This is a genomic window from Acidaminococcus sp. BV3L6 (assembly GCF_000468835.1).
GTDB lineage: Bacteria > Bacillota > Negativicutes > Acidaminococcales > Acidaminococcaceae > Acidaminococcus > Acidaminococcus intestini.
The window spans coordinates 1-26,519 of sequence record NZ_AWUR01000005.1; the positions used below are offsets into that span (position 1 = coordinate 1).

Sequence of the window (26,519 nt, forward strand, 5' to 3'; positions counted from 1 at the left end):
GGTGCTTACGGCACCGTTTTTTCATTCCAGCCCTTTCTGGTCTTTCATATAATTGACAAAATCCTCAAATTCCAGGGTCTTGTGGTTGAGCAGCTCGTCAATCCGCATCCGAAGAATGGGCTGCGTTGTCAGTTCCCGCGCCCTGACAAGCGCCATTTGCAATTTCCCGTTCCACTTCTTATCGGGCCAAGCCTCAAGGACCTCCACAGCCACGCTGCGGGCTCCTTCGTGGAGGGAGCTCAAGCACTCGGCAATAATGTCCCCGCCCCAAGGGGGAACACTCATAAGCCCTCGCAGAAGAGGAATGACAAGCCGTTCATCCTGAAGATATGCATCCAGATGAAGCATAGCAAAATCCGTGACCTTTTCAAGACGTGCCTTGCTGCCCGACTGGAGCAAATAGGGATAAAGGAGGGTTCGCATGGGATCTTTCTTAAGCAGGTTCCATACCTGGGTATGGATGTCTATGCCCAGGATATCTGCCAGCTGCAGAGGCAGGATATTGACGGATCCATCTTTTGAGAGGATTTCCTTGGGAAGGATCTTCTTCCAGTCCCGTCCCATAACAACACCGTCCAAGGTCCCCACATAAAGATGGCACTGATTCATGCTGAGATAATCCCAATTTTCATGATCGATCATTTCCTGCAGTTCTTCCCGAAGGCTCATGAGACCTGCCACTTGTTCGAGGGTCGTCTGATGCTGCCTAGCGTGTTCAAGAAGCCGTTCCAGAACGTGGCTATAGGAAAGAGGCGGCAGTTCGAGGACCTTATCCACCCCGCCTTCCACTGGCTGTGCTTCAAAATTGACTAAAAAATCGAGATAATCAACCATGGTGTGAAGCACGGCATCAAAGGTTTCATCATCCATCCGTTCTTTTTCAAGCATTTCGAGAAAATTGCTTTTCTCGATGACAAGAAGAGCCACTGCAGGATAATCAACCGTGAGATCACAGCCATGGAGGAGAAGCCAATGTTTTTCTTCCGGCGTAATAAAATCATAGGTCGACATAGCACAGACCCGACCCCAGCCCCGCGTATGGGTCAAGATCTCCCACAGGTCCTCATTTTCAAGGAGATGCCCCAGTTCCAGGGCATAGACCACAAAGCTTGTCAGTTCCTCACAGCGGGCAAGAAGCATGAGATCCTTGTGGAGGCGTTCCACTTCGTTCAGGTTCTCCTCGTTCAAGAGATGAAGACCGGTCACGGTAATGGCAAGTTTCAGGACCTCCGGGGCAAAGGCATGATAGAGCCAGCGATGGCAAAGGTTCCAAAGGGCGTCAGGGATTTCCTGCGTGGACAACAGGTCGACAAGGTAATCATTATAGATAATAAATGGAACGCTCGAGATGGAAGCATAGAGCTCCTTTTCAGCCTTGGAGTCGGGATTTTTCGCATACGCCGCAAGGGCTCCGGCGATAACAGAGCCCACCTCTTCCTGAGGTCGGTCGGGCATGCTGGCCATGTAAGAGTCGCTTGTTCCCGGTTCCCGAAACAGGACCGCATACGTGTCGACAAAATTTTGATCTTCAATGAGGTCGGGATCAAAATACCCTTCCTGATCAAGGTGATCTTTTATGATTTGGTAGAGACTGCTCTCTTCCTTCCAAAATTCCATAGTGTTCCCTTCTTTTAATCGGAGGATTCCCTCGGCTTTCCGTAGGGTAGTTCGCTTATTATATCACACTTGTCCCCGTTTGTCAGAAGGCGTCGTTTGAGAAAAAAAGCCCCGTCCCTTGCAGGGCAGGGCCAGCTTATTTTTTCACGCCCCTTCTTGGGGGCTGTTGGGAACTTGTTCGGCTGCAGCAGAGGCTGGGTCCGTTCCTTTCAGGATGGCCATGAATTCATCGCCCGTAATGGTTTCCTTCTTCAAAAGATACTGGGCAAGTTCATCCAGCTTCTGTCTATGGGTCTCAAGGATAGTCCGGGCCTTCTGGTGGGCCTCCTTGACAACTGAAAAGACAGCTTCATCAATGCGGGCGGCCGTTTCCGGCGCGCAGGCAAGGGAGGTATCACCACTCAGGTAGGCATTATTCACGGTTTCAAGGGCGACCATATCAAAGTCGCTGGTCATGCCAAACCGGGTAATCATGGCCCGAGCAAGTTTTGTTGCCTGTTCAATATCATTGGACGCACCGCTCGTGACCTTGTTGAAGACAACTTCTTCAGCAGATCGTCCCCCTGTCAAGGTAACAATCTTGTTGAAGAGTTCCTCTTTCGTCATAAGGACCTTTTCCTCTGTGTCAACCTGCATAGTATACCCCAAGGCACCGCTCGTCCGGGGAATAATGGTGATCTTATGGACCGGTGCCGATGCGGTCTGACTTGCAGCCACAAGGGCATGGCCAATTTCATGATAGGCAATGAGCTGCTTTTCCTTCTCTGAAATCACGGCACCCTTTCTCTGGGCCCCGGCAATGACCACTTCCACAGATTCTTCAAGATCCTCTTGGATGACTTCCGTACGGCCCATACGAACGGCGCGAAGGGCAGCTTCGTTGACGATATTGGCAAGTTCCGCACCGGAAGCACCGCTTGTAGCAAGGGCAACCGTATGATAATCCACATTAGGGGAAATCCGCACATCATGGGAATGAACCTTCAAAATGGCTTCCCTTCCCTTAAGGTCCGGCAGTTCCACGGGCACACGGCGGTCAAAACGGCCCGGCCGCAGGAGGGCCTTATCAAGGACTTCCGGACGGTTGGTCGCGGCAAGGATAATGACGCCCTTGCTGCCGTCAAAACCGTCCATTTCAGAAAGGAGCTGGTTCAGGGTCTGTTCCCGTTCGTCGTTGCTGCCAAAGGCGCCATTATCACGCTTTTTGCCAATGGCATCGATTTCATCGATAAAGACAATGCACGGAGCCTTTTCCTGAGCTTGTTTAAAGAGGTCGCGGACACGAGCTGCCCCCATACCAACGAACATCTCAATGAATTCTGAACCGGAAATAGAGAAGAAGGGAACCTTGGCCTCGCCGGCAACAGCCTTGGCAAGAAGAGTCTTACCCGTACCGGGAGGGCCTACAAGAAGCACGCCCTTCGGCATGGTTGCCCCAATGGCCTGGTAGCGGGATGGGTCATGCAGGAAGGACACGATTTCCTGAAGGGCTTCCTTCGCCTCGTCTTGACCCGCTACATCCTTGAACGTCTTTCCCGTCTGGGCTTCAATATAGACCTTGGCATTGCTCTTACCAAAGCTCATCATATTGCCGCCGCCCAGTTTAGGGCCCAAAAACCGCATGATCAGCTGACCAATGCCCATAAAGAGCAGGAAGGGGAAAATCCAGTTGTTGAAAAATTTGGTCAACGGCGAATCCTCCCGAGGGATAACCTGGGAAAACTCCACATTAGCCTTGACCAAACGATTGACAAGTTCTGGATCCTCAACGCGGCCCGTGACAAAGATTTCATCTTTACCATCCTTGTTGCACAGAAGGGCGATGCGGTTCTGATTGATTTCTACTTTGGAAGCCTTGCCTTCATCAACCATCTTCAGGAAGTTGGTATAAGTAACTTCCTGGACGCGAGGTTTAAAGAACATGGGCGTAATGATCGTATTGATGACGAGAATGATGAGGATGGCCGCAAGGTAATAATAAAAGACACGTTTGGAATGATCTTGATGAGGAGAATCATTCATAGTGATCACCTTCTTATTCTAAAAAAATAATATCATGGATTAAGACGTATTATATCATATGAATCCGCACTTGTATACCCCATAAGGGTACTTTGCAGTTCACCGCGTAAGTATGACTCCTGGAAGGCAAGCAGCAAGACATTTTTCTGCGGGTCCACAAAGGGGCAAGGTCCCGAGGGTCCCTTCATCGACCCACACATAAGAGGGATCGGGCAAGCTGCAGGGAATCGTTCCTAAGTAGACCGTCATCTGCCAAATTTGATGGGTAAAGACATGACGATGGGTCCAGATGATCTTTCCTTCAACTGTTCCAAGCATCCGTTCCGCTTCCTTTCGGCTTTCCTTTTCCGTCTTGCCGAGGAAGGTCGGAAGCTCCCATAAGGAAGCAAGGAGACCTGTTTCCGGTCTTTTATGAAGAAGCAGGGCTCCTTGCTTACGGATGAAAAGACTTGTCACTTCATAAATGGTCGGTGCCTTTTTCTTTTTGCGGACTGGCAGCTCGCTGGTCCGATTTTCCAGGAATGCGGTACAGAAATCTTTAAGAGGACAAGATCCGCAGCGCGGGACGTGGGGAATACAAATCGTGGCACCAAGGTCCATCAATGCTTCATTGAAGTCTCCCGGCCGGTCTTGAGGAATGACGGTTTGAGCGATTCGTCCTATGATTCGTTTGCCCTTAAGGGAAAGGATATCATCCGAGATCCCAAAAAGACGGGCCATTACCCGCAACAGGTTGCCATCCACGGCGGGGACAGCGTGTCCAAAGGCCATGGATAAAATGGCACCTGCCGTATAGTCACCGATGCCGGGCAGGGCACGCACCGCCTCCAGCGTATCGGGAAAAATTCCATGATATTGGAGGACGATTTCCCTTGCCGCTTTATGGAGGTTTCTAGCCCTAGAATAATAGCCCAGGCCCTGCCATAATTTGAGGACCTCCTCTTCAGACGCCTGCGCCAAAGCGCTTACGGTAGGAAAAGCGGCCATCCAGCGAACATAATAATCCTTTACGGTTTCCGTCCGCGTCTGTTGGAGCATGATTTCCGAGACCCACACATGGTAGGGATCACGAGGATGATTGGCTCGCCAAGGAAGGTCTCGTTTGGTCTCATCGAACCAATGCAAAAGGGCGGGAACCCACTCATTTTCGACTGTCAAGATGAACCTCCCGGAAAACGGCATCAAGGACCGTGCTGCCATCTTCAGCAAAAGCAATGGTGCCCCGAACCTGTTTATTCTGAAGAATCAAGGGAATCCACGTTTTATCCGCTTCCCACATGTCCTCATAAGGCAGGTCTTCCAAGGAAAACCAGCGAGGTTCCATTTCGTCGCTGGCTTCAATAGTACCGGTAAATTTCTTGAGTACATAGACCATGCCCCCATGGGACCAATTCCCATCAGACGGCTGATCAAAATATAGGTCTGCCACGAGGATCAGGTCCTTTTCCTCGGCAAAAAGACCGCATTCCTCAAATAGTTCCCGCAGGGCACATTCCCGCATGGATTCGCCGATTTCCATCTTGCCGCCAAAGCCGTTCCATTTACCATAGCCCATACCCCGTTTCTTGCGGCCCAAGAGGATCCTGCCCTGTCCATCCAGGGGGAAAACCAAGGAAGTATCACGCATATTTGCTGCCCCCTTCACCTTTGAATAATTATCGAATGGAATGATTTTTCGCTTTCTTCTATCATACCACAGTTTAGGTGCCTTTGCCGGTTCCGCCTTCATTTTACGTAAAATTTTTCCCAGTATAAAACCTCATTACCTTATTATTTTTAGGTTTTTTATTTTTGTACTATTCATATTATTAAGTTTTTGGTAAAATAAGGTTGGAACTGATACAAAACTTACGGAAAGGAGGTTCTTGAGACAGAGGGGAATTGTCTCATCACTTGGAACAACGTGCCTATCATGCTCATATCATCATCCAGATTCACATTTCAGAACAAGGAAATCCTCTTATGGACCCTTGTTCCACATGTACCCAAGGAGAGAAAAAATGTCTGAAAAAGAAAAAATGAACACACAGAACAAGAAAGAGATCAGCGGCTTTTTAAAAGGAGTTGAAATCATCGGCAATAAATTGCCCCATCCTGCCATGCTCTTTCTGCTTTTAGCGGTCATCGTCGTCATCATATCCCATTTTGTTGCTGCCCAAGGCGTCTCCGTCACCTATTTTGACGCCCGTGCCAAGGCCGAAGTCACCAAAAAAGCCGTGTCCCTGCTCACCCCGGATGGACTGCGCTACATGTTCAACTCTGCAACCAAGAACTTTACCGGATTTGCCCCTTTGGGAACAGTCCTTGTAGCCATGCTCGGTGTCGGTGTTGCTGAATGGACGGGACTCTTCAATACATCCCTGAAAAAGCTTCTCATGAACGCTAACCCGAAGTTCCTCACCCCCATTGTGCTTTTTGCCGGGATCATGTCCAACATTGCCTCTGATGCAGGTTATATCATCGTTATTCCCATTGGCGCCTTGATCTTTGCCATGGCCGGACGGCATCCGCTGGCAGGGATGGCAGCCGCTTTTGCCGGCGTATCGGGCGGCTTTTCTGCAAACCTTCTCATCGGCACGACGGATCCCCTCCTGACCGGCATTACCAACCAAGCCCTCAAGGCAGCGGGAATTGATATGACCCTTGACCCAACCTGCAACTGGTACTTTCTGGCTGCTTCGACTTTCGTCCTGACCCTTATAGGAACCATCGTGACGGATAAGATTGTCGAACCGAACCTGGGCACCTACACCGGTAAATACAGACCGGACAACGCCCCTGTCACAGACCTTGAAAACAAAGCTCTCCGCAATGCCACCATCGCTCTTATCATTTACGTCCTGATTATGGGACTCCTGATGTTCCCAGCCAATGCCCTTTTCCGCAGTCCTGAACCAGATGGGGTCCTGACCCTCAAAGCCTTCCTTCATGACGGACTCATTCCAGCCATCCTGCTTCTCTTCCTCATCCCGGGCGCTGCCTACGGCTGGACGACGGGCAAACTCCGCACCTCACATGACCTTGTTGCCGCTATGACGGAAGCCATGAAATCCATGGGCGGATACATGGTTCTTGCTTTCTTCGCCTCCCAGTTCATTGCCTACTTCGGGAAAACCAACCTGGGCCTCATTGTTTCCTTCAAAGGTGCCGATGCGCTTGAAGCAGCAGGCCTTACAGGGCTCCCACTCATTATTCTCTTCATTTTCCTGTCCGCCTTCCTTAACCTCTTTATGGGGTCTGCATCGGCAAAATGGGCCATCATGGCCCCCATCTTCGTTCCCATGATGTATCGGCTCGGTCTTTCCCCTGCCCTGACACAGGTTGCCTACCGCATTGGGGACTCTTCCACCAATATCATTACTCCCCTCATGTCCTATTTTGCCATGATTGTCGTCTTCATGAATAAATATGAAGAAGATGCCGGACTTGGGACCCTCACTTCCATGATGCTGCCTTATTCCATGAGCTTTCTCTGCTTCTGGACCATCATGATGGCTCTTTGGATGATGGCAGGCCTGCCAGTTGGGCCGGGGGCCGGTCTGTTCCTCTAAGCACGGTTTATTCCCTGATCCTGTCTCATCTTGTTTCAAAACCATCGAATACCCGATAGGGTCCCTGCCTCTGCTGGGAGAAAAGGGACGAAAGAAACGCAAAAAACCGCTGTGGCTTATGCTGCAGCGGTTTTTCGTATTTTTCCAAAAGACAATCAGCGCGTCTTCTAAACAGCCAAAGAAAAACAGATGCATGGATATTCCCCCAGCCTTTACCCTCACTTTGTTTTATCGGCGCTGTATATTCCTTGTCGCCAGTTGATCCACCGTCCCCATTTAATGGGCAAAGGGGCAGACCGAAGGCCATCACATTCCATTTTCAAGGCATAATCAACAGGAAATCAAGAACAAGGGGCCGGACAGGGCCCCTTCATCTAGGACCTATGAGAACAAAAGGCGAAAACAAGGGCCTTTTCTCAGACCCATACAGATTACGACCGTCTTTTCTCAAAGAAGGCTGTCAATGAGCGCTTTAACAAAAGCATAACGCGGCATGATGCTGCTGATCTTTCCATATTCATCCACGGAATGCGCCTTGCCGCCAATGGGTCCCAATCCGTCGATCGTGGAAATTCCAAGGGCAGCGGTAAGGTTGCCGTCACTGCCTCCGCCGGATTTGGTCCAACCAAAAGAGAGGCCCACCTTTTTTGCGGCTTCTTCCGCTTTCCGGCAGAGGGCCTCTGTTTTTTCCGAAGGGTTCATGGGCGGTCGTTTCATTCCCCCCTCGACCATAACTTTGACGCGGTCATCAAAAGGCGTCTTGGCCCAGGCACGAAGCGCTTCATCGATGCGATGCCCTTCTGCCTCATCCTTGACGCGTGCGTCAATGACGCATTCGCAGTGGTCCGCGACCACGTTAGCAGCGGTTCCTCCCATAATGGTGCCAATATTGACGGTTGTTCCTTTTTGGGGATTGGCAAGGCCAACAATCTGCTGGCCCCAGCGCATACATTCATGAACAGCGCTGGCCCCTTGATCGGGATTGACGCCGGCATGGGCTGCAATCCCCTCAAAGATAAGTCGGTACTTGCTGATGCCCTTCCGTTCCTTGACAAGATCCCCATTGGGGCGCGCTGACTCCATGATGAGAACGGCCTTCGCCTTTCTGGCTTCCCCTTCAATGACAGGACGGGAATAAACAGAGCTGATTTCTTCATCCGGCGTGAAAAGAAGGAGGACATGGCCGGAGCTTTTCTCTCGGGCCAGGTCTTCTGCCAAATGGACCATGAAGAGGTCGCCGCATTTCATGTCCGAAGCACCAGGTCCTTTAAAATCATCCCCCTCCGTGGAAAAAGGCCGCTCCACGGCAGTGCCCGCCGGAAAGACCGTGTCCATATGACCTAATAAGAGCACATCATAGGTCTTGCCTTTGCCCCATTCCGCACGCAAGATAGGCCCCACTTCCTTACCGACAGAAATCAGTTTGGTCCGCCAAGCTGCCGCATCCAGACGTTTTTTGATCCACGCCGCTACCTTACCCGTACCAACCGCATCCCGACTGAACGATTCCAAGGCTACAAGTTCCTTGAGTTCTTCTAAAAAGATAGTTTCATTCATGAGCTACCCTCCTGTGGAAATTAAAAAGACAAAGACTTGAAAAGGGAGCCCAGCCGCAGCGGGGTTCCCCTTCAAGTTAATTTTTTTCTGCAAGGTTGCCGCAAGGGAGTCCTTAAGTGCCGCCAGATAAGTTTCCTGCTTGGCATAGCTTTTTTCTGCCTCGGTCAGGGTGGTCCATGCAAAGCAGATCTTATCACCCGGCCTCATCTGAGCAAGACGCGGCAAATCCACCAAGGCCACCTGACCAATCTTGGCATAGCCGCCTGTCGTCTGCCGATCCGCCATAAGGATGATGGGATTGCCGTCAGCCGGAACCTGAATGGCACCAAAGGTGACCGGTTCAGAAATAAGGTCCCGTTTTTCCCTAAAGGTGAGCTTCACACCTTCGAGGCGATATCCCATGCGGTCTGCCTGCATCGTAATGGTATAGGGTTCCGTCACAAAGGTGCGCTGGCTTTCCTCTGTGAACCAATCGTATTGGAGCCCTTCCATGATGCGGATGGGGCCTTTAGCAAAGACAAAGCTGCCATCAATGGACCAGGGAACCGTGACAAAGGAATCTCCTTCCTTGGCGCTGCGTTCCATTCTTCCCACAAACGCTGCTTGATGAGGACCAATGGTTCCGATAGGAAGTTCATCCCCTTTATCGATGGGACGGCCCTTGACTCCGCCGATTTTAGCCCGCAGATAGGTACTCTTGCTTTCCATGACCTGAGGCACGTCAAACCCGCCTGCAACGGAGAGGTAGGCCCGGCTGCCGGTCTGGGCAAAGCCAAAGGTCAGGATGGCCTCCTTACGGACATAGATAGGACGATAACGGGGCACAGGCTTACCGCCCAAGGTCGCTTTCATATCGGCACCGGTCAGGGCAAAAACCAGCCCTGCCGGCAGTACCAGAACAGGCCCGCTCATGGTCATTTCCAAAGCCCCTTCACCAGGATCGTTCTGGACGAGCAGATTGGAAAGGCGCAAGGATACATCATCCATGGCCCCACTGACAAGAACACCAAATTTTTGATAGCCGTAGCGTCCCAGGTCCTGGAGGGTCGTCAGGGGTCCGCCTTTTTTAACGAGGATTCTCATTGTGGCCGGCCTCCTTCCTCTTTCTCCTTAAGTTCCTTATATTCTTCCGGCGTAATGGAATAAAACTCAATGCGGTCCCCCGCTTCAAGCATGCTCGGATGAGCCAAGTCGTAGGGACGGAAGAGATCCAACGGGGTACGACCAATGAGCTGCCAACCGCCCGGCGTTTCAAAGGGATACGCCCCCGTCTGGGAGCCCGCAATCCCTACGGAGCCAGCAGGGATGACAAGACGCGGTGTATCCCGCCGTGGTGTTGCAATTTCTGGGGGCAAGCCGCCTACATAAGGAAAGCCCGGAGCAAAGCCAATCATATAGACGAGGTAATCCCCACTGGTGTGGATGGAAACCACTTCTTCCGGCGTCATCTTATGGTACTCGGCTACATATTCCAGGTCAGGCCCATATTCACCACCGTAGCAGACAGGAACGCGGACCTTTTCCCGCACCGATGCTTCGCCAAAGCGCAGATCCTTCAAAAGCGCCTCCACACAAGCCTTGGCTTCGCGGTAACCCTTGGAAAGGCGGCTGTCTTCGGCAAGATGACTTGTGCGCGATAGAATCAAGGGATCATAAAAGACCGTGACTCCCGTATAGGATGCTTCCACTTCCCGAAGTCCCGGAAAGGGATGATCCTTTAAGGCCTCTACAAGGGCACTGGCGCAGCGCAGGATCTCAGGATGGATGGCATCGCCAAAACTGACCATGAACGCGGCCTCCCCAATAGGTTGGAAACGGGGATGACAAACAAGTTCTTTCGCATCGTATTCCATGAAGTTTCCTCCTTAGCCCAACAATTTTGGCAGCATCTTCATGACGGTCTGTCCTGCCATGTAGAGCATGACCAGGAAAACGCCCCAACCAGCATAGAACAGGAATGAAGAATGCTGGTAGCTTCCCACAATGGATTTTTTTCGGGCCGCAAGGAGCAGGGCGCCCAGCACAATTGGAAGGATCAGTCCATTGAGTGCGCCAACCACAACAAGGACCGTGACCGGGCGACCAATAAACGAGAAGATGAAGGACGAAAAAATGATAAAAGCAATGATGAGATAACGATGGTATTTTTCAAGGACAGGGCTGAAGGTCCGAATAAAGGACACAGACGTATAGGCGCAGCCTACAACGGACGTAATGGCCGCTGACCACATGACAATCCCAAAGATCTTGTAGCCCACATCTCCCACTGCCAGCTGGAATACAGAAGCAGGTGGGTTCTTTGGATCAAGAGTCAGTCCTTGGGCAATGACGCCCAAAGCAGCTAAAAAGAGCAGGATACGCATAAGGCTCGTGATTCCAATGCCCATGAGGGAGCTGCGGTTGACCTGGTCCAAGTTTTCTTCACCGGAAATCCCCGCGTCAAGAAGACGGTGACCGCCGGCAAAGGTGATATAGCCGCCAACACTGCCGCCAACAAGGGTTATAATACTCATGACGTCAATTTTTTCCGGCATGAAGGTATTGGAAAGGGCAAGCCCAATGGGCGGGTGGCTCGTAAACGCCACATAGATCGTAAGGAGCACCATCAAGCCTCCGACAATCTGGGCAAAGCGGTCCATAAGGCGCCCCGCTTCCTTGTTAAGGAAAATAAAAACGGCAATAACCGTACTGATGAGAGCACCAGCAACAGGGGAAATCCCAAAAAGAACATTCATACCGAGACCGGCACCGCCAATATTGCCGATGTTGAAGGCAAGTCCGCCGGCAACGACAAGGGCCGAAACGAAGTAGCCAAGACCCGGCAGGACTGCGTTGGCAATATCCTGACCTGGTTTTTTGGAAACGGCGATGATGCGCCACACATTGAGCTGGGTAATCGCATGGATGATGATAGTGACGAGGATGACAAAGCCAAAGCTCCCTTTGAGCTGGCTTGTAAAGACCGTTGTCTGCGTGAGAAACCCCGGTCCAATAGCACTGGTTGCCATGAGAAAGGCGGCGCCCAAAAGGACGCTGAGGTTGGATTCTTTCATATTGGTTGCTCCTTTTCAGCTAATATTCAAAAGCAAGGATCGAATCAGGAAGGACCCATGGCCCCAACCTTACCGCAAAAACGAACCAGCGGGGGCAATCTCCACACCTTTTTCCGCAAGGGCCTTACGAATCTTCTGCACAAAGAGAAGAGCCTTCGGGCCATCACCATGTACGCAGATAGAGTCAGCCTTGATGGGAATGACCTTACCGGACAGGCAGGTCACCTTGTGGTCAAGGACCATGGAAAGCACCTGGGCGATGGACGCGTCTTCATCGGTAATCATTGCACCGGGTTTGGACCGAGGCGTCAGTGTGCCGTCTTCCTGGTAGCTTCGGTCAGCAAAGACTTCCGCAGCCGTAAGAAGGCCAATCTTTTCTGCCGCCTTGATACTTTCCGTTCCTGGCTGGGCAAAAAGGATCAGGTCCTTATCGACATCATAGACAGCCTGGGCAATGGCTTCTGCTAGGGCAGCATCCTTGGCCGCCATATTGTACATGGCTCCATGGGGTTTGACATGCTGCAGCCGTCCACCAGCCGCCTTGGCAAAAGCAGCCAGGGCACCCACTTGATAGACCACCATGGCATAAACGTCCTTAGGACTGACGGCCATGGTCCTACGGCCGAAGCCGACAAGGTCGGGATAACCGGGATGAGCCCCTAATCCAATCCGGTTTTCGTGGGCAAGGGCAATGGTTTTCTGCATGACCGCCGGATCGCCGGCATGAAAACCACAAGCAATATTGGCACTTGTGACCAGGGGGATGACCTCTTTATCCATACCAATCGTATACGCGCCAAAACTTTCACCAAGATCAGAGTTCAAATCAACCTTCATGTAACTGCACCTCCCAAAAATAACAACCTAACCGCTCGGACAGTCCCTTTAAAAGTGGTCCTCTCCCTGCGAAATTTTTTTCGCACCATTTGTTTTACCACACTAATACGGAACTGTTCTAAATCGACTTCTTTATTATACGGTATCGCCGATTCTTTTGCCTACTAATTCAAAAAAATCCATTCCCCGAAAGGAATGGATTCATAAAACTGTCAATTTTTATACAATTCATCGGGGGTTTTTTCACCTTTCCCACAGGCAACGCGAAAAGGGTTTTATCTACCCGCGCTTGCAAGAGCGGATTCAGTATCCCAATAAACGGACAATAAAATAATAAATGACTGCAAGGATTACAAAATAACAAAAAGCTTTGCCGCGATCCTTTAAATCAAAACGGGTCTTTGGTGTGTGGAGAAAAGCCCAGAAACCGCGGGCTTTTTCCATAAGGATTGATTCTCTCTTATTCATAACGAAGCGCGTCAATCGGATCAAGAAGAGCCGCTTTCTTGGCAGGATAAAGCCCAAAGAAAAGACCAATTCCAACAGAAAAGACGACTGAAATAATGGTTGCAAGGACCGAAATGACAATCGGCCAGCCAATGATCCGCGCGGCAATGACAGAAACAATTGTGCCTAGGATCATGCCCGTCGTTCCGCCCGTGACACCAATGACCATGGATTCAACGAGGAACTGCAGCAAGATATCATGGTAGGTCGCCCCAAGGGCCTTGCGGATACCGATTTCCCGCGTCCGTTCCGTTACGGAAACAAGCATGATGTTCATAATACCGATGCCGCCGACAAGAAGACTGATGGCCGCAATGATAGCCAAAAGCAAGGTGATGGACCCCGTCGTTTCCTGAGCGGTCTTGATGATTTCTGCCAGATTCCGAACACTAAAGTCATCGTCTTCGCCCGTACGGATCTTGTGGCGTTGCCGCAGCAGCGTGACTACATCGGATTGGACCTGTTCAATCGTATTTTCATTCTCGCACTGGATCGTGATATTTCGGATATAAGTAATGCCCATCAGCCGCTGCATAGCCGTAGTAAGGGGAACAAAGACCACATCATCCTGATCCTGCCCCATAGAGGATTGTCCTTTGCTGTTTAGGACACCAACAACCCTAAAAGGGGCTTTATTGATACGGACAGTTTTCCCTACAGGATCTCCTTCGGGGAATAGATTGTCTGCAACCGTCTGTCCTATAACACAAACCCTGTCACGGCTCGTCAGTTCTTTTTCCGTATACATACGGCCTGTCTTGATGGTATAGTTCCGGATGTCAATGATATTAGGCGTCATGCCCTGGACCTGCGTATTCCAGTTTTGGTTTCCCGCAACAAGCTGGTAGCTGCTTTGTACGCCAGGCGCCACGTATTTGATGCCATCGACATTCTTTTCAATGGCCTTAGCATCATCATACGTCAAATGTGCCCCGCTGCCGCTGGCAATCCGCTGTCCATTGGCGGTACGTCCGCCGCTCATGACAATGAGCAGGTTACTTCCCATACTGGAGATGTTTTCCTTGACTTTTTCCTGCATCCCAAGGCCCAAGGAAACCATGGCAATGACAGCACCGACACCGATGATGATGCCCAGCATGGTAAGAAAAGTCCGGAGCTTATTGGAAAGCATGCCTTCGAAGGCCATCTTGATGCATTCCTTCAGCATATCATTCCCTCCGTTCATCCTTGATGAGCTTCCCATCCCGGATGGTCAGGATGCGCTGCGTCATATCAGCCAGTTCCGGTTCATGAGTAACCATGATGACGGTCTTGCCCATATGGTTCAATTTTTCAAAGATATCTATGATTTCCAAGGTTGATTTGGTATCAAGGTTTCCTGTCGGTTCATCGGCCATGATGATAGCCGGGTCATTGATGAGCGCCCGCGCAATGGCGACACGCTGACGCTGCCCACCGCTCATCTCATTGGGTTTATGGTAAAGCCGCGCGCCGAGCCCCACTTCAGTAAGGGCCTTCTCGGCCCGCTCGGTCCTCTCCTTGAGATCGACCCCAGCGTAGATCAGGGGAAGAGCCACATTGTCTACAGCCGACAGGCGGGACAGGAGATTGAAGCTCTGGAACACAAAGCCAATGCGGGCATTGCGCGTATGGGCCAGTTCATCATCTGTATAACGGGCAATATTCTTACCTTCGAGGATATACTCCCCCGATGTCGGGCGGTCAAGACAGCCCAAGACATTCATCAACGTCGACTTCCCGCTTCCTGAAGGCCCTACGATGGAAGTAAATTTACCCTTTTCGAAACTGACAGTAAGATGGTTCAGGGCATAAACCGTCGTATCCCCCATCGCATAACTTTTTACAATATCCTTTAGTTCAATGACGTTCATGGATTCGCTTTCCTCCCTTCATCAAATGGGAGGACCTCCGCGCTGCTGCGTCTTAACGGTCACAGTCTTGACTTCAAGTTCATCGCCCTCCTCAAGGTCACCGCTCACCGCAATCCGGTCTTCACCCTGCATAAGGACCTTGACGTCCACTTCCCGTGCTGTGCCCGACGCCCGATCAAGGACCTTCACATACTTTCTGTCCCCGCTGGTAAAGAGGCATTTGGAAGAAATGGAAAGGGCATCATCCACTTCCCCGATGATGACATTGGCCCGTGCCGTCATGGTCGGAAGGAGCTTGTTGTCCACATTGTCAACATCGACATAGCAAGTATAGTAATTGACATTGTTAGTTGTCGTCGCACTTCGGCTGATGAGGGAAATGATTCCCTTAAACGTTTCATCAGGATAGGCATCAACGGTAAACTCAACTGTCTGGCCGTCCTTGATCTGGCCAATATCGGATTCATCGACCATGAGCTCAATCTGCATCTTATCCAAGGTCGCTACATTCATGATGACCTGCGGCGTCGAAACACCGGGCGATACCGTCTGTCCTACAGGAGTCGGTTTGCCAATGACATACCCGTCAATCGGGGACGTAATGATCGTATCGTTGGTATTTGAAACAGCCTGTTCATAGTCTGCCTTGGCATAATCATAATTGGCCTTGGCCGTATCAAAGACGCTCTGGGAAATGGCGCCTTCCTCGAGAAGCTGCGCATCCCGCCGATAAGTGGCTTCCCGGTCTGACAGAGTAGCTTCTTTCATCACCTGGGTCTTCATCAGGGACGTATCATCAAGTTTCAAGAGCGGCTGTCCTGCCGTAACATGCTGATTTTCCTTGACATAGACCGCAACGATACGACCCGTAATCTTCGAGTTGATTTCAACATTGTCTTGGGCACTCAGTGCGCCTGTAGCCGAAACAGTCTGGCGTACTGTTTCCCGGCTCACCGTGTCCGTACGGATCTGTGCCAAAGCCTCTTTGGCTTTCTTGTCCTTGTACCAGAGGCCGCCAGCTGCCGCGGCTGCCAAAAGAACGGCCAAACAGCCGACAAGGATACGATGTTTCTTCAAAAAATCCACGTTATTCCCCACCTCATTTACTGTAAGCGGAAGGAACCCTTGGACCAAGGCTCCTCCCGGCAGGAAAAAGGTCCTGCTCCCCACTCCACATACTGGGTTTATGATAACAATCCTTCATGAAGAAATCATGAAGGATTGTAAAAGATTCCGTTACGAACGGATCTGTCCATTTCCACAAATCAGGTATTTGGTTGTCGTCAGCTCCGGCAGGGCCATAGGGCCGCGGGCATGGAGTTTCTGCGTACTGATGCCGATTTCCGCGCCAAACCCGAATTGGAACCCGTCCGTAAACCGTGTCGATGCATTCACGTAGACGCAGGCCGCATCAACCACTTGCTGGAAGCGGCGGGCTGTTTCGTAATCGTCTGTCACAATGGCTTCAGAGTGCCCCGTTCCATAGCGGCGAATATGGGCAACCGCTTCTTCCATGGAATCAACGATACGGATGCTCAGGCGAAGGTCATTGTATTCCGTGGCCCAATCTTCATCGGTAGCAGGAATCATGCCTTTTTCATAAGCCAAGGCCCGATCATCACCAATCATCGTCACATGAGCCTTTTGATAAGCTTTCACCATAGCCGGCATAAAGGCATCCGCAATTTCCTTATGGACAAGAAGCGTTTCCATGGAATTGCATGTACTGGGCCGATTGACCTTGGCATTGAGGGCAATGGAAACGGCCATAGCCACATCGGCCTTTTTATCCACATAAGTATGGCAGACACCGGATCCGGTTTCGATAACAGGCACCGAGGCGCCGCTTACAACCGTGCGGATAAGTCCTGCACCGCCGCGGGGAATGACCACATCGACAAGACCGTCGAGATGGATCAGTTCCGTGACCGCTTCCCGCTCTGGAATATTGATAAACTGGACGGCGCCTTCGGGAAGACCGGCCTTGCGGCCTGCTGCAATGAGGGCATCGCTTACAGCCTTATTGGAATGGAGGGCTTCCCGGCCCCCCTTCAAGATCACGGCATTACCGCTTTTCACGCAGAGTGCGATGGCATCGGCCGTCACATTGGGGCGAGCTTCATAAATGATGCCAATCAGTCCCAGAGGGACGGTAACCTTTGTGATTGTAAGGCCATTGGAAAGCGTCCGTCCGCTCAGGACTTTTCCCACGGGGTCCTCAAGGTCTGCAACCTGCCGAATGCCTTCGGCCATCTGGGCCAGCCGCTCATGCGTGAGCAGCAGCCGATCCAGGAAGGAATCCTTAAGCCCGCCTTGACGTCCATTTTCCATATCAGTGGCATTGGCAGCAAGGATTGCCCTTTCTTCTGCCATGAGTCCTTCAGCCATGGCAAGAAGGATCTTATTTTTTACATCCGCACACAAAAGGCCAAGAGTAACAGAAGCCTCTTTTGCTCCTTCAGCCTGCATCCGGACCATTCCCTGTTCGTACACGGTCACGCCTCCTTACATGATGACGAGATTATCTCGGTGGATGACTTCATCCGTATGGATATAGCCCAGAACTGATTCCACATCGCCCGTCTTTTTCCCAAGGATCTTACGGATCTCCTGGGCATCGTAGTTTACAAGTCCCCGAGCCAGTTCATGTCCCTTTTCATCAGCCACGCTAACAGTCACGCCGCTTTCAAAGTCCCCTCTGACAGCCTTGATGCCGACCGGAAGAATGCTGCAGCTGCCTTTTTGCTTGAGGGCCTTTTCAAGGCCAGCATCGACAATGAGCGCACCCTCCACCTTAGCGCCAAAAGCCAGCCACTGTTTCCGGGCCTGGAGATGAGAAATATGGGGAACAAAAAGGGTCCCCACGGCATCTCCCCGAAGGATCTGGCGCAGCACCTCCGGGTCTTCCCCGGAAGCAATGACAAGGGCAATCCCCGAAGAATTAGCGACCTTTGCCGCTTGAATTTTCGTAATCATCCCGCCAGTCCCATTCTTGGAACCAGCACCGCCGGCCATGGCTTCCAGTTCCGGAGTGATTTCGGGCACCTCCGAAATGAGGCGGGCATCAGGATGGCTCTGAGGATTGGCAGTATAAAGACCGTCCACATCAGAAAGAAGGATATCGACATCAGCGTCGACGATTCCGGCTACCAAGGCGGAAAGATTGTCATTGTCACCAATCTTGAACTCATCAATAGCGACAACGTCGTTTTCATTGACAACCGGAATGACGCCCCATTCAAGCAGTTTTTGGAAGGTATTGCGGGAATTGGCATAATGATGGCGGTCAAGCGTGTCCGCACGGGTCAGGAGGACCTGGGCCACGGTCTGGCCATACTCGGCAAAAAGCCGCTCATAAATATGCATCAAAATACCCTGTCCCACGGCGGCGCAGGCCTGTTTACCTGGCATGTCCTTGGGCTTTCCCTCAAATTTTAGGCGGCCAACGCCAACAGCACCGGCACCGCTGGAAACAAGGATCATTTCATGGCCGCTGTTCTGCAGATCCGCCATAATCCTTGCCAGCTTTTCAATCTTTTCGTAATTGACCTTGCCATTGGGGTAGGTAATGGTACTCGAACCTACCTTGATGACAATCCGTTTTGCCTTTGCCAGTTTTTCCCTTTCCATCTGCTCACCTTCCTATTCCTACTCCTTTGGGATACCTGCGTTGGGGACCCTCAGTAACGATCCTCAAACTCAAAGATCATGTCACCGATCTTGACTGACTGTCCTTCTTCAATGCCCTTTTCCTTCAGGGCCTTTTCAATGCCGAGACGGCGCCAGATGAGCTGGAACCGGTACACCGCTTCTTCGTTATCAAAATTGGTCATGGCCACAAGGCGCTCAATGTTCTTGCCCTTGACTTCAAAATCAGCGTCCTCTGCATCCGTAAGGATCTCAAATGAATCGGGATCCACTTCCTTGAGGTGCCCCACTTCCAGCATCTCCTCGTCCCGCGGGGCCTTTTGAAGCATTTCAAAAGCCTTATACATGACGGTACGCAATCCATCACCCGTTGCAGCTGATGCTTTCATGATGGGATAGCCCTTTTCCGTAACATATTTTTCCAAGGCAGGATAATTTTCTTCTGCTCCAGGCAAATCCATCTTATTGGCAACGACAAGTTGGGGCCGTTTGACCAGTTTGTCACTGTAAAGGGCCAATTCCTCATTGATTTTCTTGAAATCTTCCACAGGGTCACGTCCTTCACTGCCGCTTGTATCGACAATATGAAGGATGACCCGCGTCCGTTCGATATGACGCAGGAAGTCATGCCCCAGACCGACCCCTTTGCTGGCCCCATCAATAAGTCCAGGCAGATCGGCAAGGACAAATGAGTTTTCCTCATCAAGGCGCACCACGCCAAGGACAGGAGTCAGCGTCGTAAAATGATAGGCCGCAACCTCTGGTCGTGCCGCTGAAACACGGGCAACAATGCTTGATTTGCCCACACTGGGATAGCCCACCATACCGACATCGGCCAATAGTTTCAGCTCTAGGCGCAGCCAACCTTTAGTCCCCGGCTCACCTTTTTCCGCGAAGGTCACGCCCTGTTTGGTACTTGTCACATAGCAGGCATTGCCTTTACCGCCGCGTCCGCCCTTAGCAGCAAGGAAACGGTCCCCTTCGTGGGAAAGGTCCGCCAAGACGACCCCCGTTGCATCATCAATGACAACAGTGCCCATCGGTACCTTGACTTCCACATCGGGAGCCTTGGGACCTGTGCAGTTTTTGGCCGAACCATTGCCGCCGCGGGAAGCAACAAATTTTCGTTTATAGCGAAAATCAACAAGGGTATTGAGATCCTTATAGGCTACCAGATAAACACTCCCACCGCGTCCGCCGTTACCGCCGTCAGGACCGCCGTGAGCGACAAATTTCTCACGCCGAAAACTGGAAGCTCCGTCGCCGCCGCTTCCTGCTTCTACATAGATCCTAGCTTTATCCGTAAATAACATGATTGTATCCTTCCTAAAAACATAAAAATAATGGAAATGTAGGGTTTTATTATACAATAAAGCCAGTAAAATTACCACGAGGAGCCCCTTTTCCCTATGAAATACGGGCCTAGGCGCATAGCAAGTAACAAAAGAAACAAAAGGCCAAGAAAACGGCTTGCCGATAAAAAACAGGGAACCCTTTGCAAGGGAATACTGACCCAGGAAAATATTTTAAAAAAAGCGTTGACAAAAATAAGACCATCGAGTACAATAATGACTGTTCGGTTATGACTCCGTAGCTCAGCTGGATAGAGCGTTTGGCTACGAACCAAAAGGTCGAGTGTTCGAATCACTCCGGGGCCACCAATTGAATTCAGCCGTGGAACAGACGTTCCACGGTTTTTTATTGTCCTTTTCGAAGGTTCCCAATTGACAAAAGGGGCAGGCTGGCTATACTATACTCTTGTTAGGTATAACTAACTTTTCTTGCAATCTAAAGAAGGAGTGACCCTTATGGTAAAAAACATCATCCATATTGAAGGCATGTCCTGTGGGATGTGCGAAGCCCATATTGCCGATACGATTCGGCACGCTTTCCCCCATGCCGCCCACGTATCAGCTTCCCGTTCCAAGAAAGAAGCCACTTTTGTGACAGAAACCCCTGTCGAGGAAGCCGTGATCAAAAAGGCCATTGATGAGACAGGCTACACCTATAAAGGCATGAAGACCGAGCCTTATGAAAAGAAAGGCTTCTTCTCCCGCCTTTTTGGCTAAGCCATGAATGGTTCTGTTTTCTGGGGCGTCATCATCCCCTTTATGGGAACAAGCCTCGGCGCCTGCTTCGTTTTTTTCCTGAAAAAAGGACTCAGCGAAAAAGTAAACCGGGCGCTCACGGGATTTGCGGCCGGGGTCATGACGGCGGCTTCTTTCTGGAGCCTTCTCGCACCGGCTCTGGAATTTTCACAAGCCCTCGGCCGCTGGGCCTTTCTGCCAAGCTTCATTGGCTTTTGGATTGGGGTCTTCTTTCTTCTTATCCTAGATCATGCCATCCCCCATCTGCACCAGATGAGTACGGAACCGGAAGGCCCTGTGACAAAACTCGATAAGACTCTCCTCATGCTCCTTGCCGTCACGATTCACAACATTCCGGAAGGAATGGCGGTTGGTGTCGTCTACGCCGGTTATGCAAGCGGCAATTCCCTCATTTCCCTGTCCGCGGCCCTCGCCCTTTCCCTCGGGATTGCCATCCAGAACGTACCGGAAGGGGCCATCATTTCCATGCCCCTTTACGAACGAGGCTGGAGCCTTAAAAAAGCGGCTTTCTACGGTATCCTCTCGGGCATTGTTGAACCCATCGGCGCGGTTCTAACCATTTACTTTGCCACGCAGATCATTCCTCTCATGCCTTATTTCTTGAGCTTTGCCGCCGGTGCCATGCTCTATGTCGTCGTCGAAGAGCTCATTCCGGAAATGAGCCAAGGCCACCACTCTGACATTGGTGTCCTATGCTTTTCCTTAGGATTTTCCGTCATGATGGTCCTTGACGTCGCCTTGTCCTGATAATCCTCTTTTCTTACTCGGAGCAAAAATCAATCCGATTCGCTGCCATTACGTGCCCCCACTGCTTAAGAATGGAAACAATGCCGTAAAAAAAGAGGCTGTAAAAAGTGCACCGTTCATTTTTCACAACCTCTTTTTGTTGCATAACTTTTATTTTTGCAGTAAAATAACAAAAACTCCCTGCGTACAAGGACCCCCAAGTACTAAGGCAGTGAATGGACCGATTCTGTTTGCATGCCTTTTTGGCATGCTTTTTTTGTGCCCACACCACTGTTTGGGAAATCAACCATCCAAAGGAGAGAATCATCCACTATGACCATTCCCTACAACCCCGCCTCCTCGAAAGCTGATGAATTCATTAACCACGAGGAAATCATGGAAACCCTCGCCTATGCTGACGAAAAGAGTCAAGACAAGGAATTCTGCCTGTCCCTTGTTGAAAAAGCCAGCCACCTGAAAGGCCTGAGCCATCGGGAAGCCTCCGTGCTCCTTAAGAGCGAGGACTCGGACGTGACGGAAGCCATCTATGACCTTGCCCGTAAGATCAAGGATAAGATCTATGGTCAGCGCATCGTCCTATTTGCGCCCCTTTATCTTTCAAACTACTGTATCAATGGGTGTGTCTACTGTCCCTATCATGCCAAGAACCAACACATCGCCCGGAAGAAACTGACGCAGGAAGAAATTGTCCGGGAAGTGACGGCCCTGCAGGATATGGGGCACAAGCGCCTGGCCCTTGAAACAGGCGAGGACCCTGTCAACAATCCGATTGAATACGTCCTTGAAAGTATCCATACTATTTACAGTATCAAACATAAAAACGGGGCTATTCGCCGCGTCAATGTCAACATCGCCGCGACAACCGTGGAAAATTACCGTAAGCTCAAAGAAGCAGGCATTGGCACCTATATCCTCTTCCAGGAAACCTACCATCGGAAAAATTACGAACTCCTGCATCCCCATGGACCCAAGCATGACTATGCTTATCACACGGAAGCCATGGACCGTGCCATGACAGGGGGGATTGACGACGTTGGAGTCGGTGTCCTTTATGGACTCAACAACTATCGGTATGACTTTGCCGGCCTTCTCATGCATAAGGAACACCTAGAAGCCGTCTTCGGTGTTGGCCCCCACACCATCAGCGTTCCCCGCATTCGTCCGGCTGATGATATTTCCGTGGATGCGTTCCCCAACTCCATTTCCGATGACCTCTTCAAAAAAATCATTGCCATCCTTCGTATCACGGTTCCCTATACAGGTATCATCATATCGACCCGTGAATCTGCCAAAACCCGTGCTTCCGTCATCGAAGTCGGGGTTTCCCAGATCAGCGGGGCTTCCCGTACGAGTGTCGGCGGTTATGCCGAAGAAGAGGAAGAAGATTCTGCCCAGTTTGAAGTGAACGACAATCGAACTTTGGATGAAGTCATCAACTGGCTCCTGACGGACGGGTACATCCCGAGCTTCTGTACGGCCTGCTACCGAGCCGGTCGAACAGGAGATCGCTTCATGTCCCTTGCCAAGACAGGGGAAATCTCCAACTGCTGCCAGCCAAATGCCCTCCTTACGCTGAAAGAGTATCTTGTAGACTACGCCTCGGATGATACTCGCAAAAAGGGAGAAGACGTCATTGCAAAGGAGCTGGATAAGATTCCCAATCCCCAGGTTCGGAGTACCTGCCAAGCTTACCTAGATAAAATCATTCACGGGGAAAGAGATTTCCGCTTCTAATATTTTGTAATAAATATTACATAATAATTTCTTGTTTTCGTTGTCTTTGCGTCAAATTCGTGAAATTCTCAGCTTTTCATAGTTCCTTCATCTTTCTTATCGTATAATAATTATATGTGATTTGAGAGGAGTGTATATCCATGAACATGAAAAAATATGCTGTAACCGCGGCTGTTGCTGCTGTTCTTTCCGGTACCTTTGCTGGCACCGTCCCCGCCTTTGCTGCTGGCGTTTCTACTACGATTGCAGCCAAACAGACGGCTGTAACAAACGCCCAGAAAGTCGTTCCTGCAGCGGCCAAACTTGTCAGTGCCAAGACTGATGACAATGAATTCGAGCTGGAATTCCTGGATCCTGACACCTTGGAACGCTATGAAGTCGAAGTCGATCGAGCCACCCAGAAAGTCAAGGAAGTCGAAGTCAAGAGCTCCAACTATCCTGGCAGTGTCACCGTTTCGAAGACGGAAGAAGACGTCAAGGAAGCCATCAAGGCTCGTTATGCTGACGCCCGCAACATCGTCGTCACGAAAAAAACCGATGATAAGGATGGCACCCCCTTTGTTGTCTACAAAGCCACCTTTGAAACCGATGCCTTTACGGGAGAAGCCCTGCTGAACCCGGCAACCTGCTACATTGGCTATCAGGAACTGACCTACAAATAAGTCAAACCTAAAAATGGCTGCTCTATTGGGCAGTCATTTTTATTTGTCCAAAAACCCATTCCCAGATAGACAAAAACGTACCCGTGGAAATCCATGAGTACGTTTCTTTGTTACCAGCTACGACTGGAACCGCCGCCCCCACCGGAGCCGCCGCCAAAACTGCCTCCACCGAAGCCGCCGCCCCCGCCAAAGCCACCGCCGCGGCCACCGCCGCGAAAGAAGAAAAGGTAGAGCAAGGTTCGGAAGATGGCACCGCCAAAGAGCAGGCGGTCCACCAAAAAGAGCAGCACAATACCCCCAAAAAGGATAAGCCGCGTCAGAAAAGGCAGACCTTCCGATTGTTCCTGGGGCTGGGGCTGGCTCGTTCCTTCTACGGGAAGGTCCTTGACACTCAGGCCATAGCCTTTCGCCACGGTCTGGAGGACGGCGGAATAGCCGTTCAGGATTCCTTCGTCATAATTATCCTTACGGAAGGAAGGCAGCATGTACTGATCCTGGATTCGCCCTGTGAGGCCGTCAGGAAGGACGCCTTCCAGACCATAGCCCACTTCAATGCGGCTCTTTCGGTCCTTGGTGGCTACAAGAAGGAGAACGCCATTATTTTCTTTTTTATCGCCAATGCCCCATTCGCGCAGAACAGAAAGCCCATAGTCTTCTATGCTTTCCCCGTCAAGGGTCGGCACGGTAAGGACAACGACCTGTGTCTTGGTCCTTTTGGCAAGGGCGGAACTATAGGCGAGGATGATCTGTTTCGTCCGACTGGAAAGGACGCCTGCCTCATCGACGACATAAATATCCCGCGCCGGTTTGGGCGGAATCCCGGCGGCCTGCCCCAAACCCCAAGGCAGGAAAAAAATCACCTGGAGGACAAGGAGCAGCCATAAGAGTTTCTTTTTCATGGGAATGTCTCCTTCCCTCGATGACCTTAGAACTTCACCTGCGGAACCGTCTTGGCCCCTTCATCAGCCTTGAAATAATCCCGGTCCGTAAAACCAAACATACCAGCAAGGATGTTTGTCGGGAAGGATTTGATCTTGGCATTGAAGGTCTGGACGGACTGGTTGTAGTCACGGCGGGCTACAGCAATGCGGTTTTCCGTCCCTGCCAATTCATCCTGGAGCTGAAGGAAGTTCGTATTGCTCTTAAGGTCCGGATAGTTTTCAGCAATGGCAAGAAGACGGGACAGGGCCCCATCGAGTTCTCCGCTTGCTGCCGCGGCATCAGAGACATTCCGCGCACCGGCCAGTTTAGCCCGAGCATTTGCCACATCGGCATAGACCTGCGTCTCATGAGCGGCATAGCCCTTAACCGTATTCACAAGGTTGGGAATGAGATCATTGCGGCGCTGGAGCTGGTTTTCTACTTGGCTCCACTGGCCCGTTACCTGTTCATTGGCACTGACAAGCCCATTGTAACTACCCATCAAGGTGCCCCCGATAAGGACGACAACAGCAAGAAGGACAAGCAAGATTTTTTTCATAGGTTTCCCACACTTTCTAATTGAGTTAAAAAAGCATACCCCGTATGGGTACATTTCGATTGTAGCGGATTTTGCCCGTTCCTGTCAAGTGACGTTCATGTGACAAACCTCCTCGGCTTGTTAGGCCCAGGAGGTTTCTTGGTCATCAATCGGCTATATTTGCAAAATAATCGCGTACCGCCCCTTCATCAAGTTCTTTTCCAATAAGAGTGACATTCGCGCCTCCCTGCGGGGAAAAGCCGGAAATCATCCAGTGGTCTTCCACGAGGTCAAAGCGGACCCAGTCCCCTCCGCAGGGAAGATACCCCTTGGCCCGGGGAATCCTGCCAAAAGCTCCTTTGGTCACAAGGTCCAAAAAGCGCATGAGATAAAGAGGATGGCGTACAAAAACGTCCGTCAAGGTAACCGTTTCCACAGGATTTTCCTCGTGATGGCAGTCCTCATGAGTGTGTCCAGGGCCATGACTGTGGTGAGCTTCTTCCCCTTTTTCCCCGCAGGTCCCAGGATCTTCTTTTTTCCGCTGCCGCTCCAAACGGCGCCGAAAAAAGGCGTCCGGCAGGGCCGTGTAGTCGCCTGTTATAATTTCTGCCTCGGGAGAAAGCTCATGGAGGGCCTTGTGGAAGCGGGCAATCTCGCTTTCTTCCAGATGCTCTGATTTTGAGAGGATGAGGACGGAGGCATGGCGAATCTGTTCCAAGCGAAGATCACTGAAGCTGTCCTTTTCCATAAAGAAGGTCGTTGCGTCCACAATCGTTATGGGAGGCAGGAGGTCGATGGCGTCATAGAAAAGCCCTTCGATGGCTGCCATGAGGATGCTGAGTCTAGCCGCTCCTGTGGGCTCGACGATGGGAACTTCCGGGTCCAGGGCGGAAAGGATGGTCATGAGGTTTGTGAGAAAATCAGCTTTTCCCGTACAGCAGACGCAGTTTTCCGTCATTTCATAGACGTTCAGGCTCCGTTCCCCCTCCTGGAGGACCTTGACATCGATATCCGTTTCGCCAATTTCATTTTCAAAAATGACAAAATCCACATCAAGGAGGGTGTCCGTCATATGGCGGATAAAGGAGGTTTTTCCAGCGCCGAGGAATCCGGATACAATAAGGACTTTCATGATGGCCTCCTGGATGGAAAAAGGAGGGCCCC

Annotated in this window: 24 protein-coding genes and 1 tRNA gene; 6 read left to right on the forward strand and 19 right to left on the reverse strand. The window is 51.0% G+C overall.

From position 1 onward, the window contains the following. Positions 1-21: 21 nt before the first annotated feature. The 4 genes from HMPREF1246_RS00735 to HMPREF1246_RS00750 all read right to left on the reverse strand — a co-directional run bounded on the left by HMPREF1246_RS00735 (position 22) and on the right by HMPREF1246_RS00750 (position 5,266). Complete coding sequence (locus HMPREF1246_RS00735; RefSeq protein ID WP_009016037.1) at positions 22-1,617, reverse strand: hypothetical protein; 1,596 nt, start codon at positions 1,615-1,617, stop codon at positions 22-24. 144 nt (positions 1,618-1,761) lie between these two features. After that, positions 1,762-3,639: an ATP-dependent zinc metalloprotease FtsH gene (ftsH, locus tag HMPREF1246_RS00740; RefSeq protein WP_021736419.1), complete on the reverse strand. Its 1,878-nt coding sequence runs from the start codon at positions 3,637-3,639 to the stop codon at positions 1,762-1,764. A 99-nt stretch (positions 3,640-3,738) separates the two neighbouring features. Further along, positions 3,739-4,797 carry an A/G-specific adenine glycosylase gene (gene mutY, locus HMPREF1246_RS00745; RefSeq protein ID WP_014128080.1) on the reverse strand — a complete coding sequence of 353 codons (1,059 nt, stop codon included), beginning with the start codon at positions 4,795-4,797 and terminating at the stop codon, positions 3,739-3,741. Beyond that, positions 4,781-5,266, reverse strand: a complete 486-nt coding sequence (locus HMPREF1246_RS00750) for an 8-oxo-dGTP diphosphatase (RefSeq protein WP_016459971.1) — start codon at positions 5,264-5,266, stop codon at positions 4,781-4,783. The genes mutY and HMPREF1246_RS00750 overlap by 17 nt, the downstream gene beginning before the upstream one ends. Before the next feature lie 373 nt (positions 5,267-5,639). Here HMPREF1246_RS00750 and HMPREF1246_RS00755 point away from each other — a divergent pair, with 373 nt between their 5' ends. Beyond that, the gene (locus HMPREF1246_RS00755; RefSeq protein ID WP_009016033.1) at positions 5,640-7,190 is read left to right on the forward strand and encodes an AbgT family transporter; all 1,551 of its coding nucleotides are present in this window, start codon (positions 5,640-5,642) and stop codon (positions 7,188-7,190) included. Between the two features lie 447 nt (positions 7,191-7,637). On the opposite strand, the gene HMPREF1246_RS00760 is transcribed toward HMPREF1246_RS00755, so the two are convergent. The 12 genes from HMPREF1246_RS00760 to obgE form a co-directional block, all read right to left on the reverse strand. After that, entirely contained in the window at positions 7,638-8,747 is a 1,110-nt protein-coding gene (locus HMPREF1246_RS00760; RefSeq protein WP_009016032.1) for a M20 family metallopeptidase, read from the reverse strand. A 3-nt stretch (positions 8,748-8,750) separates the two neighbouring features. Further along, positions 8,751-9,830, reverse strand: a complete 1,080-nt coding sequence (locus HMPREF1246_RS00765) for a biotin-dependent carboxyltransferase family protein (RefSeq protein ID WP_021736410.1) — start codon at positions 9,828-9,830, stop codon at positions 8,751-8,753. Continuing rightward, positions 9,827-10,600, reverse strand: a complete 774-nt coding sequence (pxpB, locus tag HMPREF1246_RS00770) for a 5-oxoprolinase subunit PxpB (protein ID WP_014128078.1) — start codon at positions 10,598-10,600, stop codon at positions 9,827-9,829. The genes HMPREF1246_RS00765 and pxpB overlap by 4 nt, the downstream gene beginning before the upstream one ends. 12 nt (positions 10,601-10,612) lie before the next feature. Beyond that, positions 10,613-11,800, reverse strand: coding sequence for an NRAMP family divalent metal transporter (locus HMPREF1246_RS00775; RefSeq protein WP_009016030.1), 1,188 nt, complete (start codon positions 11,798-11,800; stop codon positions 10,613-10,615). Positions 11,801-11,869: 69 nt separating this feature from the next. Then, the gene (locus tag HMPREF1246_RS00780) at positions 11,870-12,637 is read right to left on the reverse strand and encodes a LamB/YcsF family protein (RefSeq protein ID WP_009016029.1); all 768 of its coding nucleotides are present in this window, start codon (positions 12,635-12,637) and stop codon (positions 11,870-11,872) included. 303 nt (positions 12,638-12,940) lie between these two features. Beyond that, the gene (locus HMPREF1246_RS10455) at positions 12,941-13,105 is read right to left on the reverse strand and encodes a hypothetical protein (protein ID WP_155883599.1); all 165 of its coding nucleotides are present in this window, start codon (positions 13,103-13,105) and stop codon (positions 12,941-12,943) included. Continuing rightward, on the reverse strand, positions 13,098-14,312 hold the full coding sequence (locus HMPREF1246_RS00785) for an ABC transporter permease (RefSeq protein WP_014128076.1): 1,215 nt from the start codon (positions 14,310-14,312) through the stop codon (positions 13,098-13,100). Before HMPREF1246_RS00785 ends, HMPREF1246_RS10455 begins: the two co-directional genes overlap by 8 nt. A 1-nt stretch (position 14,313) precedes the next feature. Next, the gene (locus tag HMPREF1246_RS00790; protein WP_009016027.1) at positions 14,314-14,997 is read right to left on the reverse strand and encodes an ABC transporter ATP-binding protein; all 684 of its coding nucleotides are present in this window, start codon (positions 14,995-14,997) and stop codon (positions 14,314-14,316) included. A gap of 21 nt (positions 14,998-15,018) precedes the next feature. Next, on the reverse strand, positions 15,019-16,083 hold the full coding sequence (locus tag HMPREF1246_RS00795; protein WP_016459970.1) for an efflux RND transporter periplasmic adaptor subunit: 1,065 nt from the start codon (positions 16,081-16,083) through the stop codon (positions 15,019-15,021). Positions 16,084-16,233: 150 nt separating this feature from the next. Next, positions 16,234-17,490 carry a glutamate-5-semialdehyde dehydrogenase gene (locus HMPREF1246_RS00800; protein ID WP_009016025.1) on the reverse strand — a complete coding sequence of 419 codons (1,257 nt, stop codon included), beginning with the start codon at positions 17,488-17,490 and terminating at the stop codon, positions 16,234-16,236. A 12-nt stretch (positions 17,491-17,502) separates the two neighbouring features. Further along, the gene (proB, locus tag HMPREF1246_RS00805) at positions 17,503-18,627 is read right to left on the reverse strand and encodes a glutamate 5-kinase (RefSeq protein WP_009016024.1); all 1,125 of its coding nucleotides are present in this window, start codon (positions 18,625-18,627) and stop codon (positions 17,503-17,505) included. A gap of 50 nt (positions 18,628-18,677) precedes the next feature. After that, positions 18,678-19,958: a GTPase ObgE gene (gene obgE, locus HMPREF1246_RS00810; RefSeq protein ID WP_009016023.1), complete on the reverse strand. Its 1,281-nt coding sequence runs from the start codon at positions 19,956-19,958 to the stop codon at positions 18,678-18,680. Between the two features lie 271 nt (positions 19,959-20,229). Between obgE and HMPREF1246_RS00815 the strand changes: the two genes are divergently transcribed. From HMPREF1246_RS00815 to HMPREF1246_RS00840, 5 genes are all read left to right on the forward strand, one after another. Then, a tRNA-Arg gene (locus HMPREF1246_RS00815) sits at positions 20,230-20,306 on the forward strand. Positions 20,307-20,453: 147 nt separating this feature from the next. Then, positions 20,454-20,714, forward strand: a complete 261-nt coding sequence (locus tag HMPREF1246_RS00820; RefSeq protein WP_009016022.1) for a heavy-metal-associated domain-containing protein — start codon at positions 20,454-20,456, stop codon at positions 20,712-20,714. Positions 20,715-20,717: 3 nt separating this feature from the next. Further along, positions 20,718-21,500, forward strand: coding sequence for a ZIP family metal transporter (locus HMPREF1246_RS00825; RefSeq protein ID WP_009016021.1), 783 nt, complete (start codon positions 20,718-20,720; stop codon positions 21,498-21,500). Between the two features lie 312 nt (positions 21,501-21,812). After that, complete coding sequence (hydG, locus tag HMPREF1246_RS00835) at positions 21,813-23,234, forward strand: [FeFe] hydrogenase H-cluster radical SAM maturase HydG (protein WP_021736420.1); 1,422 nt, start codon at positions 21,813-21,815, stop codon at positions 23,232-23,234. A gap of 140 nt (positions 23,235-23,374) precedes the next feature. After that, complete coding sequence (locus HMPREF1246_RS00840; RefSeq protein WP_021736412.1) at positions 23,375-23,896, forward strand: hypothetical protein; 522 nt, start codon at positions 23,375-23,377, stop codon at positions 23,894-23,896. A gap of 110 nt (positions 23,897-24,006) precedes the next feature. Here the strand turns inward: HMPREF1246_RS00840 and HMPREF1246_RS00845 are convergent, their stop codons facing one another. From HMPREF1246_RS00845 to HMPREF1246_RS00855, 3 genes are all read right to left on the reverse strand, one after another. Next, positions 24,007-24,795: a YgcG family protein gene (locus HMPREF1246_RS00845; protein ID WP_021736411.1), complete on the reverse strand. Its 789-nt coding sequence runs from the start codon at positions 24,793-24,795 to the stop codon at positions 24,007-24,009. Positions 24,796-24,821: 26 nt separating this feature from the next. Then, positions 24,822-25,376, reverse strand: coding sequence for a LemA family protein (locus tag HMPREF1246_RS00850; RefSeq protein WP_009016262.1), 555 nt, complete (start codon positions 25,374-25,376; stop codon positions 24,822-24,824). 145 nt (positions 25,377-25,521) lie between these two features. Then, positions 25,522-26,487, reverse strand: coding sequence for a GTP-binding protein (locus HMPREF1246_RS00855; RefSeq protein WP_021736413.1), 966 nt, complete (start codon positions 26,485-26,487; stop codon positions 25,522-25,524). Positions 26,488-26,519: the final 32 nt, after the last annotated feature.

Excerpts from the sequence above, each read along its gene's own strand:
- HMPREF1246_RS00840 (WP_021736412.1), top strand. The coding sequence starts at position 23,375 with ATGAACATGAAAAAATATGCTGTAACCGCGGCTGTTGCTGCTGTTCTT.
- HMPREF1246_RS00775 (WP_009016030.1), bottom strand. The coding sequence starts at position 11,800 with ATGAAAGAATCCAACCTCAGCGTCCTTTTGGGCGCCGCCTTTCTCATG.
- HMPREF1246_RS00755 (WP_009016033.1), top strand. The coding sequence starts at position 5,640 with ATGTCTGAAAAAGAAAAAATGAACACACAGAACAAGAAAGAGATCAGC.
- HMPREF1246_RS00850 (WP_009016262.1), bottom strand. The coding sequence starts at position 25,376 with ATGAAAAAAATCTTGCTTGTCCTTCTTGCTGTTGTCGTCCTTATCGGG.
- hydG (WP_021736420.1), top strand. The coding sequence starts at position 21,813 with ATGACCATTCCCTACAACCCCGCCTCCTCGAAAGCTGATGAATTCATT.
- HMPREF1246_RS00760 (WP_009016032.1), bottom strand. The coding sequence starts at position 8,747 with ATGAATGAAACTATCTTTTTAGAAGAACTCAAGGAACTTGTAGCCTTG.
- pxpB (WP_014128078.1), bottom strand. The coding sequence starts at position 10,600 with ATGGAATACGATGCGAAAGAACTTGTTTGTCATCCCCGTTTCCAACCT.
- ftsH (WP_021736419.1), bottom strand. The coding sequence starts at position 3,639 with ATGAATGATTCTCCTCATCAAGATCATTCCAAACGTGTCTTTTATTAT.
- HMPREF1246_RS00820 (WP_009016022.1), top strand. The coding sequence starts at position 20,454 with ATGGTAAAAAACATCATCCATATTGAAGGCATGTCCTGTGGGATGTGC.
- obgE (WP_009016023.1), bottom strand. The coding sequence starts at position 19,958 with ATGTTATTTACGGATAAAGCTAGGATCTATGTAGAAGCAGGAAGCGGC.
- HMPREF1246_RS00780 (WP_009016029.1), bottom strand. The coding sequence starts at position 12,637 with ATGAAGGTTGATTTGAACTCTGATCTTGGTGAAAGTTTTGGCGCGTAT.
- HMPREF1246_RS00765 (WP_021736410.1), bottom strand. The coding sequence starts at position 9,830 with ATGAGAATCCTCGTTAAAAAAGGCGGACCCCTGACGACCCTCCAGGAC.
- HMPREF1246_RS00855 (WP_021736413.1), bottom strand. The coding sequence starts at position 26,487 with ATGAAAGTCCTTATTGTATCCGGATTCCTCGGCGCTGGAAAAACCTCC.
- HMPREF1246_RS00790 (WP_009016027.1), bottom strand. The coding sequence starts at position 14,997 with ATGAACGTCATTGAACTAAAGGATATTGTAAAAAGTTATGCGATGGGG.
- HMPREF1246_RS00825 (WP_009016021.1), top strand. The coding sequence starts at position 20,718 with ATGAATGGTTCTGTTTTCTGGGGCGTCATCATCCCCTTTATGGGAACA.
- HMPREF1246_RS10455 (WP_155883599.1), bottom strand. The coding sequence starts at position 13,105 with ATGAATAAGAGAGAATCAATCCTTATGGAAAAAGCCCGCGGTTTCTGG.
- HMPREF1246_RS00750 (WP_016459971.1), bottom strand. The coding sequence starts at position 5,266 with ATGCGTGATACTTCCTTGGTTTTCCCCCTGGATGGACAGGGCAGGATC.
- HMPREF1246_RS00845 (WP_021736411.1), bottom strand. The coding sequence starts at position 24,795 with ATGAAAAAGAAACTCTTATGGCTGCTCCTTGTCCTCCAGGTGATTTTT.
- HMPREF1246_RS00735 (WP_009016037.1), bottom strand. The coding sequence starts at position 1,617 with ATGGAATTTTGGAAGGAAGAGAGCAGTCTCTACCAAATCATAAAAGAT.
- HMPREF1246_RS00785 (WP_014128076.1), bottom strand. The coding sequence starts at position 14,312 with ATGCTGAAGGAATGCATCAAGATGGCCTTCGAAGGCATGCTTTCCAAT.
- proB (WP_009016024.1), bottom strand. The coding sequence starts at position 18,627 with ATGGAAAGGGAAAAACTGGCAAAGGCAAAACGGATTGTCATCAAGGTA.